Below are 24,629 nucleotides of genomic sequence, written 5' to 3' on the forward strand. Positions count from 1 at the left end.
CGCCTGAATCCGGTAGGCTCACCGTTTTTCACTTAAGGAGTTATTTTCCATGGCCAAAGCCACCGCCCGCCACATCCTCGTTTCCACTGAAGACAAGTGCAACGAACTCAAGGCCCAGATCGAAGGCGGCGCTGATTTCGCCGAAGTCGCCAAAGCCAACTCCAGCTGCCCGTCCAGCCGTCAAGGCGGTGACCTGGGTTCGTTCGGCCCAGGCCAGATGGTCAAGGAATTCGACAGCGTCGTCTTCAGCGCCCCGGTCAATACCGTACAAGGCCCGGTGAAAACCCAGTTCGGTTATCACCTGCTGGAAGTCACCAGCCGCCAGGACTGATCGGTCCGTGCTGATGCTGTAAACAACGGCCCGCCATTTGGTGGGCCGTTGTGCATGTGATGACTGACGACGCTTAAGCCGTTAACGTACCGCTCTCCCTTTCATGTTCATCCGCGCTCAAGGCTGATAATGCGACTGGCTTTTCCAAAACTGTTCAGCATCACCCTGGTCCTGTTCATGACAGGCACCGCCGTGATCGCGGCGCCACAAACGTCCCTCACGGTGTACGGCGAGCCGGCCAAATACCCCGACGGCTTCAGCCATTTCGACTATACCAACCCGGATGCGCCCAAGGGCGGGACCCTGCGCCGCTCGGCCATCGAGATCGGGCGCTTCGACCATGTGTTGCCGTATATCGACAAAGGCATCGGCGTTTCCCAGGTTGACGGCTGGCTGTACTCACCACTGGCCCAGCGCTCCCTGGACGAGCCCTACACCGTCTACGGCCTGGTTGCCGAGAAAATGGAGCGCGCCGATGACGGTCTGTCGCTGCGTTTTTTCCTCAACCCCAAGGCACGCTTTGCCGACGGCAAACCGATCACCGCCGAAGATGTGCGCTACAGCTTCGACTTGCTGATGACCCAAGGCAGCCTGCGTTTTCGCACGTTGTTCGCCGACGTCAAGCACGTCGAAGTCGAAGGTGAGCGCCAGGTCCGCTTCGATTTTTCCAGCAATGAAAACCGCACCCTGCCCCTGGATATCGCCACCCTGCCGGTCTTCCCGGAGCATTGGTGGAAGACCCGCGACTTCGCCAACGGCGGCGGTTATGAAGCGCCATTGGGCAGCGGCCCCTACACCGTCAGCAAGATCGACTCCGGCAGCACCATCACGTTTACCCGCGACCCGAATTGGTGGGGCAAGGACTTGCCCGTCAGCCGTGGCCTGTACAACTTCGATCACCTGAGCCTGGAGTATTTCGGCGACACCGAAGTGGCGCGCCAGGTCTTGCGCGGCGGCGCCTACGATTTCAACCGCGAATTTTCCGCCACCGGTTATTCCATCGGCTACAACGGTCCGGCCCTGGACGATGGTCGCCTGCAGCGCGCGCACTTGGCCAAGGAGATGCCGCAACCGGCCCAAGGTTATGTGTTCAACGTGCAAAAACCGATGTTCAAGGATCGCCGCGTACGCCAGGCGCTGGCGATGCTGTGGGACTTCGAATGGGCCAACCGGCAGATGATGCGCACTATGTATATCCGCCAGCAGAGTTTTTTCTCCAATAGCCCGCTGGCGGCCAGTCAACCGCCGACCAAGGAGGAACTGGCGATTCTTGAACCCTTGCGCGGCCAGGTGCCCGACGAGGTGTTCACCCAGGTGTTCAAGGCCCCGGTCACCGACGGCAGCGGCATGATCCGCGACAAACAGCTGCAAGCCCTGGCGCTATTGGAGGAAGCCGGCTGGAAACCGGACGGTGATAAACTGGTGAATGCCGAGGGCGAGCCGCTGGAGTTCACGTTCCTCAACACACAGAACGGCCTCGAACGTCTGCTGCTCCCTTACAAGCGTAACCTGGCGCAGATCGGTATTACCTTGAATATCCGTCGTATCGATTCTTCGCAGTACGTGAACCGGATCATGTCCCGGGACTACGACATGATCGTCGCCGGCTTCCCCGTCACCACGTCGCCCGGCATGGAGCTTTACAACTACTTCGGCTCGACCGCCGCCTTTGACCCCGGCGCGAATAACTACATGGTCCTCCAGGACCCGGCCGTCGACAGCCTGGTCAAGGGCCTGGTCAAGGCCGACACCCAGGCGCAGATGCTCACCTACGCCCATGCGCTGGACCGGGTGCTGCAATGGAATTACCTGTGGATCCCCAATTACTACCCGCCGGGCACCTCTGCCGCGTGGTGGAACCGCTTCGGCCGCCCGGCCATCGAGGCGAAGAACGACGAAGCCCTGGAAACCTGGTGGGAAATCAGCCCCACGCCGCTGACCAACGAGCAAATGAACGCTGAACTGAAAAAACGCGGAGGTGCGCGCTGATGTTTGCCTATATCGTGCGGCGCCTGCTGCTGATCATCCCGACCCTGGTGATTATCCTGCTGGTGAATTTCGTGATCGTGCAGGCCGCGCCGGGCGGGCCGGTCGAACAAGCCATTGCCCACCTGCAAGGCATCGGCGGGGGCGGTGTCGCAGGCGCTGCCGGGGAAAGCATCAGCGGCTCGCGAGCCAGCCGCGGCCTGGACCCGAAACTGATCAAGGACATCGAAAAGCAGTACGGCTTCGACAAGCCTGCGCCGGAACGCCTGTGGCTGATGCTCAGGAGCTACGCCCGACTGGACTTCGGCAACAGCTTCTTTCGCGGCGCAACGGTGATCGACCTGATCCTGGAAAAGATGCCTGTGACCATTTCCCTCGGTTTGTGGGCCACCTTGATTACTTACCTGGTATCTATTCCCCTGGGGATACGCAAGGCGGTGCGCCATGGCAGCAGCTTTGATGTATGGAGCAGCACCGCCATCGTGATCGGCTATGCCATGCCGGCGTTCCTGTTCGCGATGTTCCTGATCGTGGTGTTTGCCGGTGGCACTTCGCTGAACTGGTTCCCGGTGCGCGGCCTGGTGTCGGAGAATTTCGAAGAACTGAGCACCGTGGGCAAGATCGCCGACTATTTCTGGCACCTGGTATTGCCGGTCACGGCGCTGGTGATCGGCGGGTTCGCCACCCTGACCATCCTCACCAAGAACTCGTTCCTCAACGAAATCACCCGGCAGTACGTGGTGACCGCGCGCGCCAAGGGTTTGAGCGAACGTCGCGTGCTCTACGGCCATGTGTTTCGCAACGCGATGCTGCTGGTGATTTCCGGGATTCCCCAAGCGTTCATCAGCGTGTTCTTCGCCGGTTCGCTGCTGATCGAGGTGATCTTTTCCCTCGATGGCCTGGGCCGCATGAGCTATGAGGCAGCGGTGTCGCGGGATTACCCGGTGGTGTTTGGTTCGCTGTTTATCTTTACCCTGTTCGGCCTCTTGATAAAACTCATCGGCGACCTCTGCTACACCCTGGTGGACCCGCGTATCGACTTTGCCGCGAGGAACGCCTGATGCTCAATCTGTCTCCCGTGGCGCGCCGGCGTTTCGAGCGATTCAAGAGGAACCGTCGCGGCTGGTGGTCGCTGTGGCTATTTATCGGCCTGTTCATTCTGACGCTGGGCGGCGAGTTGATCGCCAATGACAAGCCCCTGGTGCTCAGCTTCAAGAACGAGCTGTATTTTCCCGTGTTCAAGCGCTACACCGAGCAGCAGTTCGGCGGCCAATTGCCGTTCCAGGCCGACTACCGCAGTGACTACGTGCAAAAGCTTATAAAGCAGGACGGCGGCTGGATGCTGTTTCCCCCCATCCCCTTCAGCGACGACACCCCCAACTACGAATTGACCCGCCCTGCCCCCAGCCCGCCGTCGACGGTGAACTGGCTGGGCACCGATGACCAGTCGCGGGATGTGCTGGCGCGAGTCATCTTCGGCGCGCGCGTGTCGATCCTGTTTGCCCTGGCGTTGACCGCGATCAGCGCAGCCATCGGCATCGCCGCCGGCGCGTTGCAGGGTTACTACGGCGGCTGGGTGGACTTGCTCGGCCAACGCATCCTGGAAGTGTGGTCGGGCCTGCCGGTGCTGTACCTGCTGATTATCCTGTCGGGGTTCGTCGAGCCGAATTTCTGGTGGCTGCTGGGGATCATGGCGCTGTTTTCCTGGCTGGCCCTGGTGGACGTGGTGCGCGCCGAGTTCCTGCGCGGGCGCAACCTGGAATACGTCAAGGCCGCACGCGCCCTGGGCCTGGGCGACGGCAAGATCATCGCCCGGCATATCCTGCCCAATGCCATGACCGCGACCTTGAGCTACCTGCCGTTCATCCTGACCGGGGCGATTTCGACCTTGAGCGCCCTGGACTTCCTCGGCTTCGGCATGCCGGCCGGCAGTGCTTCGCTGGGTGAGTTGATCGCCCAGGGCAAGCAGAACCTGCAAGCGCCGTGGCTGGGCCTGACGGCATTTTTCACCCTGGCGCTGATCCTGTCGCTGCTGGTATTTATCGGCGAGGCGTTGCGTGATGCCTTCGACCCTCGCTCATGAGTGATCGCGTATGAACCTGATTGAAATCCGTGACCTGAGCGTGGCGTTCGGCGACCAGACCGTGGTGCGCAAGGTGAGCCTGGACGTACGCCCAGGCGAATGCCTGGCGTTGGTGGGCGAGTCGGGCTCGGGCAAATCCGTGACCGCCCATTCGATCCTGCAATTGCTGCCCGAAGCCGGCGCGCACAGCACAGGCTCGGTGAAGTACCGCGGCCAGGAGTTGATGGGCGCGTCACCTGCGGCCCTGCAAAAGCTGCGCGGCAACCGCATTGCCATGATCTTCCAGGAGCCGATGACCTCGCTGAACCCGCTGCACACGGTCGAAAAGCAGATCGGCGAGACCCTGCTGCTGCACAAGGGCCTGGGCGGCAAGGCGGCGCAGGCGCGCATCCTCGAGCTGCTCGAGCTGGTGGGCATCCAGAAACCCCGGGAGCGGCTCAAGGCCTATCCCCATCAACTCTCCGGCGGCCAGCGCCAGCGGGTGATGATCGCCATGGCCCTGGCCTGCGAGCCGGAACTGCTGATTGCCGACGAACCCACCACCGCGCTGGACGTGACCGTGCAGCGCAAGATCCTGCTGTTGCTCAAGTCCCTGCAGCAACGCCTGGGCATGTCACTGCTGCTGATCAGCCATGACCTCAACCTGGTGCGCAGCATTGCCCAGCGCGTGTGCGTGATGCGCGCCGGGGAGATCGTCGAGCAGGCCGATTGCCAAACGCTGTTCACGTCGCCTCAACATCCTTACAGCCGCCTGCTGCTGGACGCCGAACCTTCGGGCGATGCGCTGTGCGGTGAAGAGCGCGAGACGGTCTTGCAGGTCGATGACCTGACCGTGCAGTTTCGCCTCGGCGGCGGACTGTTTCGACCCAAGACCTACCTGTGCGCGGTGGACGGCATCAGCCTGAGCGTGCAACGGGGCAAGACCCTGGGGATTGTCGGCGAGTCCGGCTCGGGCAAGTCCACCCTCGGCCAGGCGATTCTGCGCTTGCTGGACTCCAGCGGCAGCATCCGCTTCCAGGGCCAGGCCCTCGACCCGCTCAACCATCAGCAGATGCGGCCGTGGCGCAAGCAGATGCAGGTGGTGTTCCAGGACCCCTATGGCAGCCTCAGCCCGCGCATGTCGGTGCAGCAGATCATCAGCGAGGGCCTGGAAGTGCATGCTCCGTGCAGCCTCGACGCGCGCGAAGCGCAGGTGATTCAGGTGCTCAAGGATGTAGGCCTGGACCCCGCCAGCCGCCATCGCTACCCCCATGAGTTTTCCGGCGGCCAGCGGCAACGTATCGCCATTGCGCGTGCGCTGGTGCTCAGGCCGGCGCTGATGCTGCTGGATGAACCCACCTCGGCGCTGGACCGTACGGTGCAAAAACAAGTGGTGGCGCTGCTGCGCGAACTGCAGGAGAAATACGGCCTGACTTACCTGTTCATCAGCCATGACCTGGCGGTGGTGCGTGCGATGGCCCACGATATGATCGTGGTCAAGGACGGCAAGGTGGTGGAGCGCGGTGCCAGTCATGATGTATTTGAGTCGCCGCAACACCCGTATACAAAAGAATTGCTGGCGGCCGCGCACATCCCGTTGTGAGATTGTTCCCACGCTCTGCGTGGTAACACAGCCAAGGACGCTCCGCGTCCCGCCAGGCACGCAAGTCCCCACGCCTTGTGCCAAGTGACGCGGAGCGTCACGGGAGGCATTCCCACGCAGAGCGTGGGAACGATCATTAACAGGATTTGTACCCATGAGTACCAGCCTCAAGGATTACCAACAGGTTCGTGGCCTGGCCATCCAGTCGCTGTTCGAGATCATCGAGCAGTCCAGCGAAGGCACGGTGATTGTCGATCGCGACGCGAATATCGTCTGGATGAACGAACGCTACGCCAGGCGTTTCGGCCTGCAGAGCGCCGAGCAGGCCATCGGCCAACCCTGCGAGCAGGTGATCTCCAATAGCCTGCTGCGCCAGGTGGTGCGCAATGACCGGCCGATCCTGCTGGATATCCAGGACACACCCAAGGGCCCGCTGGTGGTGATGCGCCTGCCGATCCACGACGAAGCCGGCGCGGTGATCGGTGCGATCGGGTTTGCGTTGTTCGATGAGCTGCGCAACCTGTCGCCGCTGATCGAGCGCTACCTGAGCCTGCAGCAGGAGCTGGCGTCCACCCGCTCGCTGTTACGCTCGCGGCAAAGTAAATACAACTTCGCGCACTTTATCGGCACCAGCGCCGCCAGCCTTGACGTCAAGCGCCGCGCGCGGCGCAGTGCGAGCGCCGAGTCGCCGGTGCTGCTGCTGGGCGAAACCGGCACCGGCAAGGAACTGCTCGCCCAGGCCATCCACGGCGCGTCGCCTCGCGCCCACAAGGCGTTCGTCAGCATCAACAGCGCCGCGATTCCCCACGACCTGCTTGAAGCCGAGTTTTTCGGCACCGCGCCGGGGGCGTTTACCGGCGCCGACCGCAAGGGCCGGCCGGGCAAGTTCCAGATCGCCCAGGGTGGCACGCTGTTTCTGGATGAGATCGGCGATATGCCGATGCCCCTGCAAAGCAAGTTATTGCGGGTGCTGCAGGAAAAGGAATTCGAGCCGGTGGGTTCCAACGAGATGTTGCACAGCGATGTGCGGGTGATTGCCGCCACCTCCATGGACCTGGAGGCGGCGATCAAGCGTGGCGAATTCCGCGCAGACCTGTATTACCGCCTCAATGTACTGCCGATCCAGGTGCCGCCGTTGCGTGAACGGCTGGAGGACATCCCCGCACTGAGCGAGGCGATTCTGGAAGAACTGCGCAGCCGCCACGAGTTGAGCCCTGAAGCGCTGACACTATTGGCCCGGCACGCCTGGCCGGGCAATATCCGCGAGCTGCGCAATGTGCTCGAGCGGGCGGCGTTGTTGAGTGATGACCTGGTGTTGAGCGCCGGGGAAATTCGTGCGGCGATTGGTACGTTCAGCCCGGTGGCACGCGGTGCGGTGGCCACGGTTGAGGGTGAGACGTTTGCGGCGGCGCGGGCGCGGTTCGATCGACAGTTGATCGGTGAGGCCTTGCAGGCGTGCGCGGGGAATGTGGTGGAGGCCGCCAAGCGGTTGGGGCTGGGGCGGTCGACGCTGTACAAGAAAATGATCGCCCTGGGCCTCACCCAGTCTCCCTGAAGAGACAACGCTCTCAATATAAAGACAATCCAATGTGGGAGGGGGCTTGCCCCCGATAGCAGTGTGTCAGCTTGAGCAAATACACCTGATACACCGCCATCGGGGGCAAGCCCCCTCCCACATTGGAGCAGTGTTTGTCTCACTATTGAGATACCCTAAAAAAATCAACGCAAGATCCTATAAATAACCTTTTATTTCAACAACTTAAATACTTGGCACACATCTCGCTATACCTCCCCCAAAGCCCCACCCCACAACAATAACAATCCGATGGAGACACACCATGAGTGTGATCATTGCCCTGGCAGCCCTGGCGCTGCTGATGCTGGCTGCCTACCGTGGCTACAGCGTCATCCTGTTTGCCCCAATCGCCGCCCTCGGCGCGGTGCTGCTCACCGACCCGTCCGCTGTCGCCCCGGCCTTTACCGGGGTGTTCATGGAAAAGATGGTCGGCTTTATCAAGCTGTATTTCCCGGTGTTCCTGCTCGGCGCGGTATTCGGCAAGCTGATCGAGCTGTCGGGCTTTTCGCGCTCGATTGTTGCCGCCGCCATTCGGGTGCTCGGTACGCGCCAGGCGATGCTGGTGATCGTGCTGGTCTGCGCCCTGCTCACCTACGGCGGCGTGTCGCTGTTCGTGGTGGTGTTTGCGGTGTACCCGTTTGCGGCGGAGATGTTCCGCCAGAGCAATATCCCCAAGCGCCTGATCCCGGCCACCATCGCCCTCGGTGCGTTTTCGTTCACCATGGACGCCCTGCCCGGCACGCCGCAGATCCAGAACATTATCCCCAGCACCTTCTTCAACACCACCGCCTGGGCGGCGCCGTGGCTCGGGCTGATCGGCACGATCTTCGTATTCTGCGCCGGCATGCTGTACCTGGCACGCCAGCGCAACAAGGCCCAGCGCGCAGGTGAAGGCTATGGCACCGAGCTGCGCAACGAACCGGAAACCGCCGAAAACCTGACCCTGCCCAACCCCTGGGTCGCGCTGTCGCCGCTGATTCTGGTGGGAGTGATGAACCTGCTGTTCACCCACTGGATCCCGCAGTGGTACGGCAAGACCCACAGCCTCAGCCTGCCCGGCATGAGCACCCCGGTGACCACCGACATCGCCAAGCTCACGGCGATCTGGGCGGTGCAGGCGGCGTTGCTGGTGGGGATTATCGTGGTGCTGGTGTTCGGCTTCTCGGCGATCAAGAGCAAGCTGGCCGAAGGCAGTAAAAGTGCGGTCAGCGGCGCGCTGCTCGCCGCCATGAACACCGCCTCGGAATACGGCTTTGGTGCGGTGATTGCGTCGTTGCCGGGCTTTCTGGTGCTGGCGGACTGGCTCAAGGGCATTCCCAACCCGCTGGTCAACGAAGCCATTACCGTCACCCTGCTGGCGGGGATTACCGGCTCCGCGTCCGGCGGCATGAGCATCGCCCTGGCGGCCATGTCCGAGAGCTTTATTTCAGCGGCCCATGCGGCCAATATCCCCCTTGAAGTGCTGCACCGGGTCGCGGCCATGGCCAGCGGCGGCATGGACACCCTGCCCCACAACGGCGCGGTGATCACGCTGCTGGCGGTGACCGGGCTGACTCACCGCGAAGCCTACAAGGACATTTTCGGCATCACGATCATCAAGACCCTCGCGGTGTTCGTGGTGATCGGTACTTTCTACGCCACCGGCATTGTGTGAGGTTTTCATGACGACATTGAACGGCAAGACGGCCCTGGTCACCGGCTCCACCAGCGGCATCGGCCTGGGCATTGCCCTGAGCCTGGCCAAGGCCGGCGCCAACCTGATCCTCAACGGCTTCGGTGACGCCGGCGCGGTGATCGCCCAGGTGCAGGCGTTTGGCGGCAAGGTCGGGCATCACCCGGCGGATGTCAGCGACCCGGCGCAGATCGCCGAGATGTTCGCCTATGCCGAGCGGGAGTTCGGCGGCGTCGACATTCTGGTCAACAACGCCGGCATCCAGCACGTGGCAGCGGTGGAAGACTTTCCGGTGGAACGCTGGGACGCGATCATCGCCATCAACCTGTCATCGGTGTTCCACGCCACCCGCCTGAGCCTGCCGGGCATGAAGGCCAGGGGCTGGGGACGCATCGTCAATATTGCCTCGGTGCATGGCCAGGTGGGTTCGGTGGGCAAGGCGGCTTATGTGGCGGCCAAGCACGGGGTCATCGGCCTGACCAAAGTCGTCGGCCTGGAAACCGCCACCAGCAGCGTGACGTGCAATGCCATTTGCCCAGGCTGGGTGCTGACCCCGCTGGTGCAGAAGCAGATAGATGATCGCGTGGCCAGTGGGGTGCAGCCGCAGCAGGCGCAGCAGGATCTGCTGGCGGAGAAGCAGCCGTCGCTGGCGTTTGTGACGCCGTCGCAGTTGGGTGAGTTGGTGTTGTTTTTATGCAGTGAGGCCGGCGCCCAGGTGCGGGGTGCGGCGTGGAATATCGATGGCGGCTGGCTGGCCCAATAACCCCAGACAGTGGAGATTAATGTGGGAGGGGGCTTGCCCCCGATGGCAGTGGATCAGTATCACATGTGCCAGCTGAACCACCGCCATCGGGGGCAAGCCCCCTCCCACACTGGAACTCCATTGTTTGGAAGAACGTGCATAAGAACAAGAGATCTCGCTATGTCCGACATCCTCTGGCAACCCTCCCCCGAACGCATCGCCAACACACGGATGGACCAGTTCCAACGTTTCATCAATGCTCGCCACGACTTGCAGCTCAGCGACTACCCCGCCCTGCACCAATGGAGCATCGACCAGCGCGCGGACTTCTGGCAGGCCATCGTGGCGTTCTTTGACGTGCACTTTCGCAGCCCGCCCAGCGCCACGTTGATCGAAGGCACCGAAATGCCCAGCGCCCAATGGTTTCCCGGCGCGACGTTGAACTTTGCAGAGCACCTGCTGCGCCGTCGCGACGACCACCCTGCCGTGATTGCCATCAGCGAAGACGGCCAGCGCGAACAACTGACCTACGCCGAGTTGGCCGCCCACGTGGCCGGCCTGCAAAACAGCCTGCGCGCGGCCGGGGTCGGCCTCGGTGACCGGGTGGCCGCGTGCATGCCCAACACCTGGCAAACCCTGGTCGGCATGCTCGCCACCACCAGCCTTGGGGCGATCTGGTCGTGCTCCTCGCCGGATTTCGGTACTCAGGGCGTGATCGACCGATTCGGCCAGATCGAACCCAAGGTGCTGATCACCTGCGCCGGTTATCGCTATGCCGGCAAGACCCTCGACCAGAGCGCCAAGCTCAATGAAATCCTCGAACGACTGCCGTCCCTGGAACAACTGATCATCGTGCCCTACGCCCGCCCGCAGGCGCAGGTCGGCGACTACCTGACCCAGGCCCGGGTCAGGCTGTGGGACGACGTCTACCAGGCCGGCGGCGAGCCTGAGTTTGTCGCGGTGCCGTTCGATCATCCGCTGTATATCCTCTATTCCAGCGGTACTACCGGCGTGCCCAAGTGCATCATTCACGGCAGCGGCGGCGTGTTGCTCACCCACCTCAAGGAACACGGCCTGCACGCCGACCTGTCCCGTGAGGACTGCCTGTTCTACTACACCACCTGCGGCTGGATGATGTGGAACTGGCTGGTGTCGGTGCTGGCGATTGGCGCTACGGCGGTGCTGTATGACGGCTCGCCGTTCCATCCCGGACCCGAGCGGTTGATCGACCTGATCGATGCGGAAAACATCAGTGTGTTCGGCACCAGCCCCAAGTTTCTCGTCACCCTGGAGAAAGCCGGGCTGCAGCCACGCCTGAGCCACCAGCTGAGCAGCCTGAAGGGCCTGATTTCCACCGGTTCGCCGTTGTCGCCCCAGAGTTACGACTATGTGTACCGCGAGATCAAGGGCGAGCTGTGCCTGTCGTCGATGTCCGGCGGCACCGATATCGTCTCCTGCTTCGTGATCGGCAACCCGGTGCTGCCGGTGCGCCGTGGCGAAATGCAGTGCAAGAGCCTGGGGATGGCCATTGAAGTGTGGGACGACCAGGGCCGGCCGCTGCTCGGCGAAAAAGGCGAACTGGTGTGTACCCGGCACTTTCCGGCCATGCCCATCGGGCTGTGGAACGATCCACAGCAGCACAAACTGCGCGCGTCGTATTTCAGCCAGTTCCCCGGCGTGTGGGCCCAGGGCGACTATGCCGAGCAGCGCCCCAATGGCAGCCTGCTGATCCACGGCCGCTCCGACGCGGTGCTCAACCCTGGCGGCGTGCGCATCGGCACCGCCGAGATTTATCGCCAGGTGGAAAAAGTCCCCCAGGTGCTGGAAAGCCTCGCCATCGGCCAGCGCTGGCAGGACGATGTGCGCGTGGTGCTGTTTGTGCGCCTTGACCACGGTGTGCAACTGGATAAGGCGCTGGAGCAGCAGATTCGCCAGGTGATCCGTGCCAATACCACACCGCGCCATGTGCCGGCGAAGATCCTCGCGGTCACGGATATCCCGCGCACCATCAGCGGTAAGATCGTCGAATTGGCAGTGCGCAACGTCGTGCACGGTGAGCCGGTGAAAAACACCGATGCGCTGGCCAATCCCCAGGCGCTCGAGCAATTTCGCGACCGCCCTGAGCTGGCTGGATAGATGAAAGGTTTCAGCGCTGACGCGGCGTTTTTGAAAAAATCCAAAAATGCATGCTATTTTCCGAGGTAGCCACCCGTGGTTCTCTCTAGGGATAATAGGTGTTGTCTTTTTTTCAAAGCGTCAAGCGCAGGGCTTTTTCATGAATGGAACATCCACCGGTAGCGAGGCCGCTGCACTGATCGAGCGGCTGGACTGGGCGCAAAGCCCCCTCGGTGAGGCCAGTGGCTGGCCGCAAAGTCTGCGCACCGCCGTGGATATCGTGGTGCATTCGCCCATGCCGATGCTGCTGCTCTGGGGCGAGCAGCTCATCCAGCTCTACAACGATGGCTTCGCCCTGCTGGCCGGCAACAAGCACCCCGACGCCCTCGGCCAGCCGGTACACACCACCTGGCCGGAACTGCAGGGCTTTGCCGCGCCGATCTACGACGCGGTGCTCGGTGGCCAGGTGCGGACCTTCAGCGAGCAATGTTTCGTGCTGCAGCGCAACCAGCGCGACACTGAAATCTGGCTCGACCTGACCTACAGCCCGGTGCGCGATGAAAGCGGCCGCGTGGCCGGCATCCTGGTCACCGCCATCGAAACCAACGAGCGGCGCAGCAAAACCCTCGAATTGCAGCAGCGTTCCGAAGACAGCCTCAAGGCCCAGCACAGCACCGAGCAGCGCCTGCAGCTGGCACTGGCGGCGACCGACGCGGTGGGCACCTGGGACTGGGACATCGGCGAAGACCGCTTTATCGCCGACGCGCATTTCGCTCACTTGCATGGCGTCGACCCGAATGACGCCGGCCTGTTGCCCATCAGCGCCTACCTGCTCGGCGTGCACCCCGAAGACCGTGGCACGGTCACGCGCAGCATCAAGCACTGCATCACCCACGGCACCGAATACGCCGAGGAATACCGCCTGCAGCAGGCCGACGGCCAGGTACGCTGGGTGTTTGCCCGTGGCCGTTGCTACAAGGACCCGCACGGACGGCCGGCGCGGTTCCTTGGCGCCGCGCTCGACCTCACCGAGCGCAAGCACACCGAACAGGCGCTGCGTCAAAGCCAGACCGAGCTGCAACTGATCATCAACGCCATGCCGGTGTTGATCGGCTACGTCGACCACGAGCAGCGCTTTCGCCTGAACAACAGTGCCTACCTCGACTGGTACGGCCAAACGCCTCAAGAGCTGTACGGCAAGACCATCCGCGAAGTCATCGGCGATGACGTATACGCCGGACGCGCCGACAAGATCGCCGCCGCGCTCAACGGCAAGGCGTGCAGTTTCATGACCGTCACGCCGCACCGCGACGGGCGCGCGCGCCATGCCTTGATGAAGTACCTGCCGCGCTTCAGCAACGACGGCTCGGTGAACGGTTTCTACATCTTTGTGATCGATGAGACCGAACGCAAACTTACCGAAGAAGCCCTGCGCCATCTCAACGAGAACCTTGAAGAACGCGTGGCCCAGCGCACCCAGGCACTGGCCGAGGCCAACCAGCGCCTGCAGAATGAGATGTTCGAACGCGAACGGGCCGAAGACGCCTTGCGCCACGCGCAGAAAATGGAAGCGGTGGGCCAGCTCACGGGCGGTATCGCCCACGACTTCAACAATATGCTCACCGGTATCATCGGCAGCCTGGACCTGATGCAACGCTACATTGCCGACGGCCGCAGCGAGGACATCGGCCGCTTTGCCGATGCCGCCGTGACGTCCGCCCACCGCGCCGCCGCCCTTACCCACCGGCTGCTGGCGTTCTCACGGCGCCAATCGCTGGACCGACGCCCCACCGACCCCAACCAGCTGGTGGCGTCCCTGGAGGATCTCTTTCGCCGCACCAAGGGCGCGCATATCACCCTCACCGTGCAGCTTGGCAAAGACATCTGGCCGGTGAACACCGACGCCAGCCAACTGGAAAACGCCCTGCTCAACCTGGTGATCAACGCCCGCGATGCCATGCCCGACGGCGGCGAACTGCTGATCGAAACCGCCAACAGCTATCTGGACGGCACCGATATCACCACCCTGGAGCCGGTCAAGGCCGGCGACTACGTGATGCTCGGCGTGCGCGACAACGGCAGCGGCATGGCGCCGAAAATCCTCGCCAAGGCCTTCGATCCGTTCTTCACCACCAAACCCATCGGCCAAGGCACCGGCCTGGGCTTGTCGATGATCTACGGCTTCGCCCAACAGTCCGGGGGCCATGTGACTATCCAGAGCGAGCCCGGCCAGGGCACGTGCGTGCGCCTGTACCTGCCACGTCTGCATGGCACCGCGCTGGAAAGCAGCCTGCCGGCCAGCCTGGGCGAAGCCCCGGTGGCCCTGGCCGGAGAGGCCGTGGTGGTGGTCGAGGACGACCCGGCGGTGCGCATGCTGGTGGTCAACGTACTCGACGAACTGGGCTATACCGCTCATCAGGCGGCGGATGCCCGGGCCGCGCTGCCGCTGCTGGAGTCGGACCTGCGCGTGGATTTGCTGGTGACCGACGTCGGCCTGCCGGGCATGAACGGCCGGCAACTGGCAGAAATCGCCCGCCAGCATCGCCCGGGCCTGCGCGTGCTGTTTATGACCGGTTATGCGGAGAAAGCCGCTGAACGCCAGGGCTTCCTGGAGGACGGCATGGACATGGTCGCCAAGCCATTTTCCATCGACCTGCTGGCCACCAAAATCCGCAGCATGATCGGCGTCGAGGCCTGAGTTCAGGCATAATCGCGCGCCGTCGCACACCTGGTAGAGATCAATGAAAGCCCAAGCCCGCCATATCCTGGTGAAGACCAGCGAAGAAGCCGAACAGCTCAAGCAGCGCATTGCCAAGGGCGAAGCGTTTGACGTGCTCGCCAAGAAATACTCCACCTGCCCGTCGGGCAAGCGTGGCGGTGATCTGGGAGAGGTGCGGCCCGGGCAGATGGTAGGGGTGATCGATGCGGTGATCTTCAAGAAGCCGGTGAAGGTGGTGCATGGGCCGATCAAGAGCAAGTTTGGCTATCACCTGGTGCAGGTGTTTTACCGGGATTGAGGGGGTTGGCTTTACACCGCTATCGGGGGCAAGCCCCCTCCCACATTGGGCTGCATTCTTGCAGTTAAAACGCGGTTAACTGTGGGAGGGGGCTTGCCCCCGATCCGCCACAGGCGGCCATTCACCTCGGTATCAGCGCCCCCGGCACCTGAATCACCCGACTCGCCAGCCGATGCCCCGCCAACGCCGCCGCTTGCGGCGACCCACCCTTGAGCCGCCCGGCCAGGTACGCCGCACTGAACGAATCCCCCGCCGCCGTGGTGTCCACCACCTTCTCCACCTTCAATGCCGGCACGGCAAAACGCTCCCCCGCGCAACGAATCAAACACGCATCCGCCCCGCGCTTGAGCACCACCTCGGCAATCGCTGGATAGGCTGCAAACACCTGCTCGCTGTCCTCATAGCCAAACAGCGCGCGCTCGTCATCCTCGGTCAACAAGGCGATATCCACTTCGGCCAACACCTTGCGATAAGCCTCACGCGCCGCGTCCACATCGGCCCATAGCCGTGGCCGGTAGTTGTTATCGAACACCACCTTCCCGCCCCGGCGGCGGGTTTGCACCAGGGTGTCCAGCAAGCGTGCGCGCCCAACCTCACCCAGCACCGCCAGGGTGATGCCGCTGAAATACACCAGGTCATACTCCGGCAACGCCGCCAGGATCGGCTCGGCCGCAGGCGTGGTGAAGCAATCGCGCACGGCCGCTTCGTTGCGCCAGTAGAGAAACTTGCGCTCGCCATTGGCATCGGTCTGGATGCAATACAAGCCCGGCAGGCGTCCGGGCAGGCGCTGGACCATGCCCAGGCCAATGCCCTCGGCTTGCCACTGCGCGCACATTGAATCGCTGAAGCTGTCGTCGCCCAGGGCGGTGACGTAGTCGACGCTGCCCACATCCCCCAGTTCGCGGCGCAGGTACACGGCGGTGTTCAGGGTGTCGCCGCCGAAGCTCTGGTGCAGACTGCCATCGGCGCGGTGTTGCAGTTCGATCATGCATTCGCCGATGAGGGCGATGCGCGGTTGAGTGGTCATGGCTGATTTCTCGGTGGGGCTGATGGCCTCATCGGGGGCAAGCCTCCTCCCACATGTGGAATGCATTCCCTGTGGGAGGGGGCTTGCCCCCGATAGTCGCGACTCGGTCTAGAAGCAGGTACGCAGGGTCTCGATCACCCGCAGTTGCTCATCCACCAGGCAACCCACCTGCCACTTGTCGAACGTCAGGCAGGGATGGGAAGTACCCAACGAAATGATGTCGCCAATGCGCAGTTCAACCCCCGGCGCCACGGTCATGAACGCATGCTGGTCCATCACGGCGGTCACCTGGCACGCGCTCACATCATCGCCCTCGGCCGGCACGATGCCGGCCTTGTAGCGTTTGAGCGGCACCGGCAGACCGGCGTCGTAGGCCACGTCGCGCTTGCCCAGGGCGATCACCGCAAAGCCGGGTTCGGGCAACGATTGCACATGGGCCCAGACTTCCAGCGCCGGGCGCAGGCCTTCGTCGAGGTCGCTGCGACGGTCCAGCACACAGCATTGCGCTTGCTTGTAGATGCCATGGTCGTGGGCCACGTAGCTGCCGGGACGCAACACACTGAGGAAGCGCCCGGCGGCATTCTGTTGCTCGAAGGATTCGGCGATCAGGTCATACCAGGCCGAACCCGATGCGGTGACGATAGGTTTGGGCAGGTCAAAAAAGCCGTTGTCTTGCAGGTCCACCGCCAGGCGTACCAGGCTGGCGGCGAAGTCCCGGATGCCGCTGATGGCGTGCTCGCCGTGGATCACGCCTTCGTAGCCTTCGATGCCGGTCAGGGCCAACGCAGGTTGAGCCTTGATCGCCTTGGCCAATTCGCGCACTTCCTGCTCGCTGCGGCAGCCGCACCGGCCACCGACCACGCCGTACTCGATCATCACGTTCAGGCGCAGGCCACGGGCGGCGAAGAACAGGCCCAGATCTGCGACGTTGTCCGGGTGATCGACCATGCAATGAAAGTCGAAATCCTGATCGGCCAGCAGGTCGGCAATCAACGCCATGTTCGGCGCGCCCACCAACTGGTTGGCCATCAGCACACGGCGCACGCCACCGGCATAGGCGGCGCGGGTCTGCACGGCGTTGGCCAGGGTAATGCCCCAGGCTCCGGCAGTGATCTGACGCTGGAACAAGGCGGGCATCATGCTGGTCTTGCCGTGGGGCGCCAACTGCGCGCCGCTGTTGCTGACAAAGTCCTGCATCCAGCGGATGTTGTGTTCCAGGGCTTCGCGGTGCAGCACCAGGGCCGGCAGGCTAACGTCGCGGACCAGATGGGCGCCAATGGCGGCGGCGCCTTTTTCAACGGCATTGAAGGCAGACATGGGAAATTCCTATTCGGTGATGCGCCGGGCCAGGCTGTTGGCGCTGTCGATCAGCACCCGGCGATAGTCGTGGTAGTTTTTGCTCGCATCGGCCCGAGGGGCAACGATGCACAGCGTCGCGATGCTGATGCCCTGGGCGTCGCGCACCGGGGCGGCAAAGCAGTGGGTAAAGGTGTCGGCCACACTGTCGAAGGAGAAGAACCCGTCGAGGGTGGCCTGGCGGATCTGTGCCAGGAAGGTCTCCAGGGGCAGGCGCAGGCCATCCGGCAGGATGAAATCGTCGGAGTCGATCAGGTCGATGATCTGCCGGTCGCTCAAATGCCCCAGCAACAGGCGTCCGGAAGCGGTCCAGGGGATAGGCGCGTTTTCACCGATATCCGACGAAATACGGAAATGCCGCTGGCCTTCGCGCATCAGCGCCACGGTGTACTTGCGCCCGTTGAGCAGGCACATCTGCGCGGTTTCGTGGGTCTGGCTGACGATTTCCTGCAAGGCGTGGTCGGCCTCGCGGGTCAGGTCGAAGTGACGCAGGTGCGCCTGGCCGAGGAAATACAGCTGGCGCCCGAGGTAGACGTGACCGTCCTTGCCCACGGTTTCCAGGATGCGCCGTTCGAGCAGCGAGGCGACCAGTTCATAGACCGTGGACTTGGGGCTGCCGATGCCACTGGCGATATCATTCGGGCGCAGCGGCTGGCCGACCTCCTTGAGAAAATCGAGGATATCGAACGCACGGTCCAGGCCCTTGGCGCGGCGTTTGATGGTGTCTTCGGTCATGGCGGTTCCGATCCGGTCTTGGGTGTGTGCTACACAGTGATCCCCTGTGGGAGGGGGCTTGCCCCCGATTGCAGTGTGTCAGTCCATACATCTGTTACTGATACACCGCTATCGGGGGCAAGCCCCCTCCCACATTGGAGTTGCTGTGGTCTTGAGAATGGGGCCAATTTAGCCCTTTTTCTTGTAGGCCACGCAATCGATCTCCACCTTGCAATCGACCATCATGTTCGCCTGCACGCAGGCTCGCGCGGGGGCGTGTTCCGGGGTGAAGTATTCACCGAACACCTTGTTGAAACTCCAGAAGTCCCGTGGGTCTTCCAGCCACACGCCGACACGCACCACGTCTTTCAATTCGTAGCCGGCCTCTTCAAGGATCGCCACCACGTTGCGCATGGTTTGGCGGGTTTGCTCGATGATCCCGCCAGTGATGATTTCGCCGTCCACCGCAGGCACCTGGCCTGAGACGTACAACCAGCCGTCCGCTTCCACTGCGCGGGCGAAGGGACGTGGCTGGCCGCCGCCGGCAGTACTGCCGGCACCGTAACGAGTAATGCTCATAAAATAGCTCCTTGATTAAAAACGAATGTTCTTGAGAAATTCCGCCAGTCGCGGCGACTGCGGGCGTTCGAAAATATCCTTGGCGCTGCCCTGCTCTTCAATGCGCCCCTGGTTCATGAAAACGATTTTGTCGGACACTTCATAGGCAAAGCGCATTTCGTGGGTGACCAGCAACATGGTCATGCCCTCCTCCGCCAGTCCCTTGATCACGCTGAGCACTTCGCCTACCAGTTCCGGGTCGAGGGCCGAGGTCACTTCGTCGAAGAGCATCAGGCTGGGGTTCATGGCAATCGCCCGCGCAATCGCCACGCGCTGTTGCTGGCCGCCGGACAACTGACCGGGAAAGTGATTGCGACGCTCCAGAAGTCCCACGCGGTCGAGCCATTTTTCCGCGAGCGACACCGCCTCGTCCTTAGGCATTTTCTTAACTTTCAACAAGCCCAAAGTCACGTTCTGCAAGGCGGTCAAATGCGGGAACAGGTTGAACTGCTGGAACGCCATGCCGGTCATGGCGCGGTGCTGGGCGATCACGCGCTCGGGATGGCGCACGCGCTTGCCGGCCACGTCGCTGTAACCAATGGACTCGCCGTCCAGGGTTATCTGCCCGCCCTGGAATTCTTCCAGCAGGTTGACGCAACGCAACAGGGTGGTCTTGCCCGAGCCGCTGGAGCCGATCAGGGTCACCACGTTGCCGCGCTGCAGGCTCAGGTCGACGCCCTTGAGCACTTCCACTGCCCCGTATTGCTTGCGCAGGCCACGAATATTCAGCAGCGGTTCGGTTGTTTGAAGTTGATTCATGGCAAGGCCACCCGCTTTTCTATGTAGCGCCCGAATAATTCAATGGCGTAGTTGATGACAAAGAACATGAAGCCTGCGAACAGGTAGAACTCCAGGGTCATGAAGGTGCGTGCGATGACTTGCTGGGTGCTCAGCAGCAACTCGGCCACGCCGATGACCGAGAGCAGGGTCGAGGCCTTGACGATTTCCGTGGAGGAATTGACCCAGGTCGGCAGGATCTGCCGCAGCGCCTGGGGCAACAGCACGTAGCCCAGGGACTGGTAGAACGTCAGGCCAATCGCCTTGCCCGCTTCCAGTTGCCCACGGGGAATGGCCTGCAGCGCACCGCGCACGATTTCCGCGACGTGGGAGCCACAGAACAGCGTGAGCCCGACGGCGCCGGCCTGGAACGCGCTGATCTGCCAGCCGAGCGCCGGCAGCATGTAGAAACACGCCAACACCAGCACAAACACCGGCGTGCCGCGAATCAGGTCGACATACAGACGGAACGGCGCACGCATCCAGAACTTGCCGTAAGTGAGCACCATCCCGGCGCAGATACCGATCAGGGTGCCGAAGAGAATTGCCAGCGCCGAGCAATAGATACTGGTCTGAAATCCCGCCCACAGCGTCTCCCGGGCAATCCACAATTCATGCAGCCAACTGGGGGATTCGTACATGGAAACCCTCCTTAACGACGAATCGCCAGACGCTGTTCCAGGTAACGGAGCAGCATGGCAATGAGGTAACAGGCAGCCACGTAGAGCGCGGTCGTGACCAGCCAGGTTTCAATCACCCGGTAGCTTTCGACGTTGATCTTGCGGGCGTAATAGGTCAGCTCCGGCACCGCAATCGCAGCGGCCAGGGACGTGTCCTTGAACAGCGAGATAAAGTTGTTAGACAGCGCCGGCAGCACGTTGCGCAGCATCACCGGCACGGTGATATAGGCGCGGATACGCCACTCACCCAGGCCAATCGCCAAGCCGGCTTCGCGCAGGCCCTTGGGAATGTTCAACAGCCCGGCGCGGAATACCTCGGTCAGATAGGCCCCGGCATACAGCGACAGGGTAATGATGAACGACGGAATTTTATCCAGGCGAATCCCCAGCGACGGCAAGGCGAAGTAGATCAACAGGATCAACACCAGGATCGGCGTGTTGCGCACCACCGTCACGTACACCGAAGCGAAAATGCGCAACGCGCGGTGCCTGGACAGCATGGCAAACGCCATCAGCAGGCCGATCACGCAGCCGATGGCGATCGACAGCAGGGCCAATTGCAGACCCAGGCCGAGACCCGCCAGCAAGGTGTCGAAATCACGCCATACGGCGGCAAAGTTCAACTGATAGTTCATGGTCGGCACTACCTGAATGGGGCGCCATCACGCGCGCCCCGATTGTTGCGGATCACTTGAATTCCACGGGAAAACCAATCGCCGGCTCCGGCAGGTCAACGCCGAACCATTGCTTGAACGAGGCCTTGTAGGTGGGGAATTCGACGCCGGTCATGGCTTCATGCAGCGCGGTATTGACGAAGTTCAGCCAGTCCTGGTCGCCACGCTTGACCGCACACGCGTAGGTCTGCGGGCTCCAGGCGTAGGTCGGGCTGCGATAGCGGCCAGGGTTTTGCACCATCAGGTATTTGACCGAGGACTGATCGGTGGCGGCGGCATCGGCACGACCGGAGTTCACGGCCTGGTACATCAGGTCGACGCTGTCGTACTGGTCGACCTTGGCCTTGGGCAGCGCCTGGTGCACCAATTCCTCGGCATACACGTTCTGCAGCACGGCCACGGTGACGCCATCGCCCGCCGCCTGCAGGTCCTCGATTTCCTTGTACTTGCTGGTGTTCGGCAGCAGCAGGCCGACGCCTTCGCGGTAGTACGGCAGGGTGAAGGCCACCTGCTGCGCACGGCTGGCGGTGACGGTGATGAACTGGCAACTCATGTCGACCTTGTCGGTCAGCAGGTTGGGAATCCGCGCGTCGGACGACTGCACCACGAACTCGACCTTGCTCGGGTCATTGAACAGGCCCTTGGCGACGATGCGGCCAATGTCGATATCGAACCCCTGCAACTTGCCATCCGCTCCCTGGAAGTGCCACGGCGCATTGGTACTGCCTGTACCCACGATCAGATGCCCACGCTTGAGCACGTCATCGAGTTTGCTGTCCGCCGCCTGCGCGAGGCTGGCGACGCACGCCGAGGCGGCGAAGAGAAAAACACACGCTTTGAACACGGAAGGTCGGTGATGCATGACAAGCACTCCAGGAGATGTGTATTCCGCTATACCGGAACTTGGTATGTAACAACGGAATAGACAGCAGAAAGTGTGCCATATGCTTTCAGGGAAAAATACGCACGAGAGAAATTGTTTATGGATCAGCAGGATAGAGATTGAAGAACGCAGCGGCGTTGCGCCATCACCCCATCAGGCTGCTACCGGTTGCCCCACAACGGTGTTACTGCGCACCAACTGTGCACCGTTGGGCTAACCTGTAGAGCGAGCAAGCCCCTACATGGAGGAACCCCCGGATGAAATTGAGCCTTGGCCTGTTAATGCTGTGCTATCTGGTGGCCGGCAACGCGCTGGCGAGCAACGACCGCCGCGACTGCAAGGAACAACTGCGCAAACTCAAGGAAGCCTTCGACACCAACTACACCAGCCAGAATCACCATGCCTACCGCGAGGCCAAGGCATCCCGTGACAATGAGGAATACCGAAAATGCGCCAGCCAGGCGCGCAAGGCCCGGGAACGGCTGGAGCGTCAGCCCGACCTGTGAAGGTTGACAGTAGACGGGGCTGAATCAACGGCCTAGCGTTGGCAACAACCAACGCCGTCGACAGGAGATCACCATGGGCGCAGCCACGCGAACGATATCCGGTGCCAAGGACTTCCAGCGCGTACTGAATACACCGCGCCCCGTGTTCATTCTGTTCGTCTCGGAGCACTGCCCGGCCTGCGCCAGTGCAGCCCCGTTGTTCGAAAAAGTCGCCTGGCGCCATCCGTGGATAGTCAGCATGGTGCTCGATTGCGCCCATACCCCGAGGCATCCTGACGTCACGGGCACTCCCACGCTGTTGATCTAGGAACATGGCGCCAGGGTGGAGCTGCACAAGGGTTTCGGCCCCGTGGAGCAACAACAGCAGTATGTGGACAGCCTGTTCAGTCGCTTTGACCGGAGCAAGGCTGCAAGACCACCTGCGTCACCCGACGCTCTTCAACCGCGGCCACCGTCAATCGCCAGCCTTGATGTTCCAGACTATCACCTACCACCGGCAGACGATCGAGCAGGCTCATCAGCAGGCCAGCCAGTGTCTGATAATCCTCGGTCGCCACGGCCTTGAAGCCGGTGCGCTGACCGACCTGGCTCAGGTTCAAGGCGCCACTGGCACGAAAACCGTCGCCCTCCTCGACGATATCCGGACCCTCGATTTCACTGGCGTCCGGCAATTCACCGGCGATGGACTCCAGGATGTCGGTCATGCTCAACACCCCCATAAAATCGCCGAATTCGTTGATCACAAAGGCGATGTGCGTGGACTCCTGACGCATCTGTTCCAGGGCGTTGAGGATCGAAAAGCTCTCCAGCAGGTTGATCGCACGGCGCGCCAGATGGGCAAGATTCGGCTCGTTGCCGGCCAGGTATTCCTTGAGCAATTCCTTTTTGTGCACGAAACCCAGGGGCTCATCCACCGCACCGTTACGGATCAACGGCAGCCGCGAGTAGGACGAGTGCATCAGTTTCAGGCGGATGCTCTCGGGATCGTCCGCCAGATCGATACAGTCGACCTTGGCCCGTGGCGTCATCAATGTGCGGATCGGGCGTTCAGCCAGTTGCAGCACGCCGCTGATCATCACGCGCTCGCGTCGATCGAACAACGGACCTTGCGCAGCATCCGACGCGTCCAGCAGGTCGGCCACCTCTTCACCGACCTCCTCCACCGCCAGGCCGCGACCGCCGAGCAGGCGCATCACCGCGTGGGCGGTGCGCTCGCGCACCGGCAATACGCCTTGCGCCGACTTCTTGCGCCGCGAACGGGCGATCTGGTTGAACACTTCAATCAGAATCGAGAAGCCGATCGCCGCGTACAGGTAGCCTTTGGGGATATGAAAGCCCAGGCCTTCGGCAGTCAGCGCGAAGCCGATCATCATCAAAAAGCCCAGGCACAGCATGATCACCGTCGGGTGGGCGTTGACGAAGCGGGTCAGCGGCTTGCTCGCCACGATCATCAGGCCGATGGACACGATCACCGCGATCATCATCACCGCCAGCTCATCGACCATGCCCACGGCGGTAATCACCGCATCCAGGGAGAACACCGCGTCGAGCACCACGATCTGCGCCACGATCGGCCAGAACATCGCATAGGCCACGTTGCCCTTGTGCTGGGCCACATGCCCTTCCAGGCGTTCATGCAACTCCATGGTGGCCTTGAACAACAGGAACACACCGCCAAACAGCATGATCAGGTCACGCCCGGAGAAACTCTTGTCGAACACCTCGAACAGCGGCTGGGTCAGCGTCACCAGCCAGGAAATACTTGCCAGCAGGCCCAGGCGCATCAGCAAAGCCAGGGACAAACCGATCAGCCGCGCACGGTCGCGCTGTTCAGGCGGCAATTTGTCCGCGAGGATCGCGATAAACACCAGGTTGTCGATGCCCAGTACCAGTTCCAGCACAATCAAGGTCGCAAGGCCGAGCCAGGCCGTTGGATCCGCTAACCATTCCATCTATGGGTTCTCTGTATTCAAGTGGTTCAGAATGCCGGACACGGCAAAACGCGGTCACTGGACCGGGACAAGGTTAGTCGACGAAATACGGGGTGTACGAGCGGGAACAGAGACAGCGGGTGTCTTGGGGAAAGACGACTGGGGGGCTCCGAGAGGGTGTTCATGCAAGTCCTGAAATAACGAAAGGACTTGAATCCTACAACCCAAATACAAATTTCCTACAATGCAAAACTATTACAAAACCTGTCCTCCTGACTTATATAAAACCAATGTGGGAGGGGGCTTGCCCCCGATGGCGGCCTCTGGGCCGACCAGGGTGTTGGATTGGAACGAGTACA

22 protein-coding genes are annotated in these 24,629 nt (G+C 62.1%); 13 read left to right on the forward strand and 9 right to left on the reverse strand.

All coding sequences use genetic code 11. The features are described from left to right. Positions 1–49: 49 nt before the first annotated feature. The 11 genes from BFP90_RS19815 to BFP90_RS19865 all read left to right on the forward strand — a co-directional run bounded on the left by BFP90_RS19815 (position 50) and on the right by BFP90_RS19865 (position 15,104). Positions 50–331 (forward strand): peptidylprolyl isomerase, encoded by a 282-nt coding sequence (locus tag BFP90_RS19815; protein ID WP_065887453.1) that lies wholly within the window; start codon positions 50–52, stop codon positions 329–331. Positions 332–460: 129 nt separating this feature from the next. Next, positions 461–2,320 (forward strand): extracellular solute-binding protein, encoded by a 1,860-nt coding sequence (locus BFP90_RS19820; RefSeq protein WP_065893085.1) that lies wholly within the window; start codon positions 461–463, stop codon positions 2,318–2,320. Beyond that, positions 2,320–3,378: a microcin C ABC transporter permease YejB gene (locus BFP90_RS19825; RefSeq protein WP_065893086.1), complete on the forward strand. Its 1,059-nt coding sequence runs from the start codon at positions 2,320–2,322 to the stop codon at positions 3,376–3,378. The genes BFP90_RS19820 and BFP90_RS19825 overlap by 1 nt, the downstream gene beginning before the upstream one ends. Further along, positions 3,378–4,400, forward strand: a complete 1,023-nt coding sequence (locus BFP90_RS19830; RefSeq protein ID WP_065893087.1) for an ABC transporter permease — start codon at positions 3,378–3,380, stop codon at positions 4,398–4,400. The genes BFP90_RS19825 and BFP90_RS19830 overlap by 1 nt, the downstream gene beginning before the upstream one ends. A gap of 10 nt (positions 4,401–4,410) precedes the next feature. Then, a complete protein-coding gene (locus tag BFP90_RS19835; RefSeq protein WP_065893088.1) occupies positions 4,411–5,982 on the forward strand; it encodes an ABC transporter ATP-binding protein in 1,572 nt (523 codons plus the stop codon). A 154-nt stretch (positions 5,983–6,136) separates the two neighbouring features. Beyond that, positions 6,137–7,537: a sigma-54 interaction domain-containing protein gene (locus tag BFP90_RS19840; RefSeq protein WP_065893089.1), complete on the forward strand. Its 1,401-nt coding sequence runs from the start codon at positions 6,137–6,139 to the stop codon at positions 7,535–7,537. A 283-nt stretch (positions 7,538–7,820) separates the two neighbouring features. Further along, positions 7,821–9,212, forward strand: coding sequence for a GntP family permease (locus tag BFP90_RS19845; RefSeq protein ID WP_065897786.1), 1,392 nt, complete (start codon positions 7,821–7,823; stop codon positions 9,210–9,212). A 7-nt stretch (positions 9,213–9,219) separates the two neighbouring features. Next, positions 9,220–9,993 (forward strand): 3-hydroxybutyrate dehydrogenase, encoded by a 774-nt coding sequence (locus BFP90_RS19850; protein WP_065893091.1) that lies wholly within the window; start codon positions 9,220–9,222, stop codon positions 9,991–9,993. A gap of 159 nt (positions 9,994–10,152) precedes the next feature. Next, entirely contained in the window at positions 10,153–12,108 is a 1,956-nt protein-coding gene (locus BFP90_RS19855; protein ID WP_065897787.1) for an acetoacetate--CoA ligase, read from the forward strand. A gap of 139 nt (positions 12,109–12,247) precedes the next feature. Beyond that, entirely contained in the window at positions 12,248–14,785 is a 2,538-nt protein-coding gene (locus BFP90_RS19860) for a PAS domain-containing protein (RefSeq protein WP_065893093.1), read from the forward strand. Between the two features lie 43 nt (positions 14,786–14,828). Continuing rightward, positions 14,829–15,104, forward strand: a complete 276-nt coding sequence (locus BFP90_RS19865; RefSeq protein ID WP_010564624.1) for a peptidylprolyl isomerase — start codon at positions 14,829–14,831, stop codon at positions 15,102–15,104. 121 nt (positions 15,105–15,225) lie between these two features. Here the strand turns inward: BFP90_RS19865 and BFP90_RS19870 are convergent, their stop codons facing one another. From BFP90_RS19870 to BFP90_RS19905, 8 genes are all read right to left on the reverse strand, one after another. Next, entirely contained in the window at positions 15,226–16,131 is a 906-nt protein-coding gene (locus BFP90_RS19870; protein WP_065897788.1) for a sugar kinase, read from the reverse strand. Positions 16,132–16,239: 108 nt separating this feature from the next. Then, positions 16,240–17,448 carry an amino acid deaminase gene (locus BFP90_RS19875; protein ID WP_065897789.1) on the reverse strand — a complete coding sequence of 403 codons (1,209 nt, stop codon included), beginning with the start codon at positions 17,446–17,448 and terminating at the stop codon, positions 16,240–16,242. 9 nt (positions 17,449–17,457) lie between these two features. Then, positions 17,458–18,222, reverse strand: a complete 765-nt coding sequence (locus tag BFP90_RS19880) for an IclR family transcriptional regulator (RefSeq protein WP_065897790.1) — start codon at positions 18,220–18,222, stop codon at positions 17,458–17,460. A 168-nt stretch (positions 18,223–18,390) separates the two neighbouring features. Next, entirely contained in the window at positions 18,391–18,780 is a 390-nt protein-coding gene (locus BFP90_RS19885) for a RidA family protein (protein ID WP_010210958.1), read from the reverse strand. Positions 18,781–18,795: 15 nt separating this feature from the next. Continuing rightward, the gene (locus tag BFP90_RS19890) at positions 18,796–19,578 is read right to left on the reverse strand and encodes an amino acid ABC transporter ATP-binding protein (protein ID WP_065893096.1); all 783 of its coding nucleotides are present in this window, start codon (positions 19,576–19,578) and stop codon (positions 18,796–18,798) included. After that, on the reverse strand, positions 19,575–20,237 hold the full coding sequence (locus tag BFP90_RS19895) for an amino acid ABC transporter permease (RefSeq protein WP_065893097.1): 663 nt from the start codon (positions 20,235–20,237) through the stop codon (positions 19,575–19,577). The genes BFP90_RS19890 and BFP90_RS19895 overlap by 4 nt, the downstream gene beginning before the upstream one ends. An 11-nt stretch (positions 20,238–20,248) precedes the next feature. After that, positions 20,249–20,911, reverse strand: a complete 663-nt coding sequence (locus BFP90_RS19900) for an amino acid ABC transporter permease (protein ID WP_017737242.1) — start codon at positions 20,909–20,911, stop codon at positions 20,249–20,251. A 52-nt stretch (positions 20,912–20,963) separates the two neighbouring features. Next, positions 20,964–21,812 carry a transporter substrate-binding domain-containing protein gene (locus tag BFP90_RS19905; RefSeq protein WP_065893098.1) on the reverse strand — a complete coding sequence of 283 codons (849 nt, stop codon included), beginning with the start codon at positions 21,810–21,812 and terminating at the stop codon, positions 20,964–20,966. A 278-nt stretch (positions 21,813–22,090) separates the two neighbouring features. On the opposite strand from BFP90_RS19905, the gene BFP90_RS19910 reads away from it, so the two are divergent. Together BFP90_RS19910 and BFP90_RS19915 are read left to right on the forward strand one after the other, a co-directional pair. Then, a complete protein-coding gene (locus BFP90_RS19910) occupies positions 22,091–22,339 on the forward strand; it encodes a hypothetical protein (RefSeq protein ID WP_065893099.1) in 249 nt (82 codons plus the stop codon). Between the two features lie 73 nt (positions 22,340–22,412). Then, positions 22,413–22,646 (forward strand): thioredoxin family protein, encoded by a 234-nt coding sequence (locus BFP90_RS19915; protein WP_065897791.1) that lies wholly within the window; start codon positions 22,413–22,415, stop codon positions 22,644–22,646. 76 nt (positions 22,647–22,722) lie between these two features. Here the strand turns inward: BFP90_RS19915 and BFP90_RS19920 are convergent, their stop codons facing one another. Continuing rightward, a complete protein-coding gene (locus BFP90_RS19920) occupies positions 22,723–24,291 on the reverse strand; it encodes a TerC family protein (protein ID WP_065897792.1) in 1,569 nt (522 codons plus the stop codon). Positions 24,292–24,629 lie beyond the last annotated feature (338 nt).

This window comes from Pseudomonas sp. 24 E 13, from assembly GCF_900004715.1.
Lineage (GTDB): Bacteria > Pseudomonadota > Gammaproteobacteria > Pseudomonadales > Pseudomonadaceae > Aquipseudomonas > Aquipseudomonas orientalis_A.

Bases quoted from the DNA above. Each gene is read 5' to 3' on its own strand.
- BFP90_RS19880 (WP_065897790.1), bottom strand. From the start codon at position 18,222: ATGACCGAAGACACCATCAAACGCCGCGCCAAGGGCCTGGACCGTGCG.
- BFP90_RS19855 (WP_065897787.1), top strand. From the start codon at position 10,153: ATGTCCGACATCCTCTGGCAACCCTCCCCCGAACGCATCGCCAACACA.
- BFP90_RS19850 (WP_065893091.1), top strand. From the start codon at position 9,220: ATGACGACATTGAACGGCAAGACGGCCCTGGTCACCGGCTCCACCAGC.
- BFP90_RS19895 (WP_065893097.1), bottom strand. From the start codon at position 20,237: ATGTACGAATCCCCCAGTTGGCTGCATGAATTGTGGATTGCCCGGGAG.
- BFP90_RS19825 (WP_065893086.1), top strand. From the start codon at position 2,320: ATGTTTGCCTATATCGTGCGGCGCCTGCTGCTGATCATCCCGACCCTG.
- BFP90_RS19845 (WP_065897786.1), top strand. From the start codon at position 7,821: ATGAGTGTGATCATTGCCCTGGCAGCCCTGGCGCTGCTGATGCTGGCT.
- BFP90_RS19830 (WP_065893087.1), top strand. From the start codon at position 3,378: ATGCTCAATCTGTCTCCCGTGGCGCGCCGGCGTTTCGAGCGATTCAAG.
- BFP90_RS19915 (WP_065897791.1), top strand. From the start codon at position 22,413: ATGGGCGCAGCCACGCGAACGATATCCGGTGCCAAGGACTTCCAGCGC.
- BFP90_RS19820 (WP_065893085.1), top strand. From the start codon at position 461: ATGCGACTGGCTTTTCCAAAACTGTTCAGCATCACCCTGGTCCTGTTC.
- BFP90_RS19890 (WP_065893096.1), bottom strand. From the start codon at position 19,578: ATGAATCAACTTCAAACAACCGAACCGCTGCTGAATATTCGTGGCCTG.
- BFP90_RS19920 (WP_065897792.1), bottom strand. From the start codon at position 24,291: ATGGAATGGTTAGCGGATCCAACGGCCTGGCTCGGCCTTGCGACCTTG.
- BFP90_RS19815 (WP_065887453.1), top strand. From the start codon at position 50: ATGGCCAAAGCCACCGCCCGCCACATCCTCGTTTCCACTGAAGACAAG.
- BFP90_RS19860 (WP_065893093.1), top strand. From the start codon at position 12,248: ATGAATGGAACATCCACCGGTAGCGAGGCCGCTGCACTGATCGAGCGG.
- BFP90_RS19865 (WP_010564624.1), top strand. From the start codon at position 14,829: ATGAAAGCCCAAGCCCGCCATATCCTGGTGAAGACCAGCGAAGAAGCC.
- BFP90_RS19900 (WP_017737242.1), bottom strand. From the start codon at position 20,911: ATGAACTATCAGTTGAACTTTGCCGCCGTATGGCGTGATTTCGACACC.
- BFP90_RS19875 (WP_065897789.1), bottom strand. From the start codon at position 17,448: ATGTCTGCCTTCAATGCCGTTGAAAAAGGCGCCGCCGCCATTGGCGCC.
- BFP90_RS19840 (WP_065893089.1), top strand. From the start codon at position 6,137: ATGAGTACCAGCCTCAAGGATTACCAACAGGTTCGTGGCCTGGCCATC.
- BFP90_RS19835 (WP_065893088.1), top strand. From the start codon at position 4,411: ATGAACCTGATTGAAATCCGTGACCTGAGCGTGGCGTTCGGCGACCAG.
- BFP90_RS19910 (WP_065893099.1), top strand. From the start codon at position 22,091: ATGAAATTGAGCCTTGGCCTGTTAATGCTGTGCTATCTGGTGGCCGGC.
- BFP90_RS19870 (WP_065897788.1), bottom strand. From the start codon at position 16,131: ATGACCACTCAACCGCGCATCGCCCTCATCGGCGAATGCATGATCGAA.
- BFP90_RS19905 (WP_065893098.1), bottom strand. From the start codon at position 21,812: ATGCATCACCGACCTTCCGTGTTCAAAGCGTGTGTTTTTCTCTTCGCC.
- BFP90_RS19885 (WP_010210958.1), bottom strand. From the start codon at position 18,780: ATGAGCATTACTCGTTACGGTGCCGGCAGTACTGCCGGCGGCGGCCAG.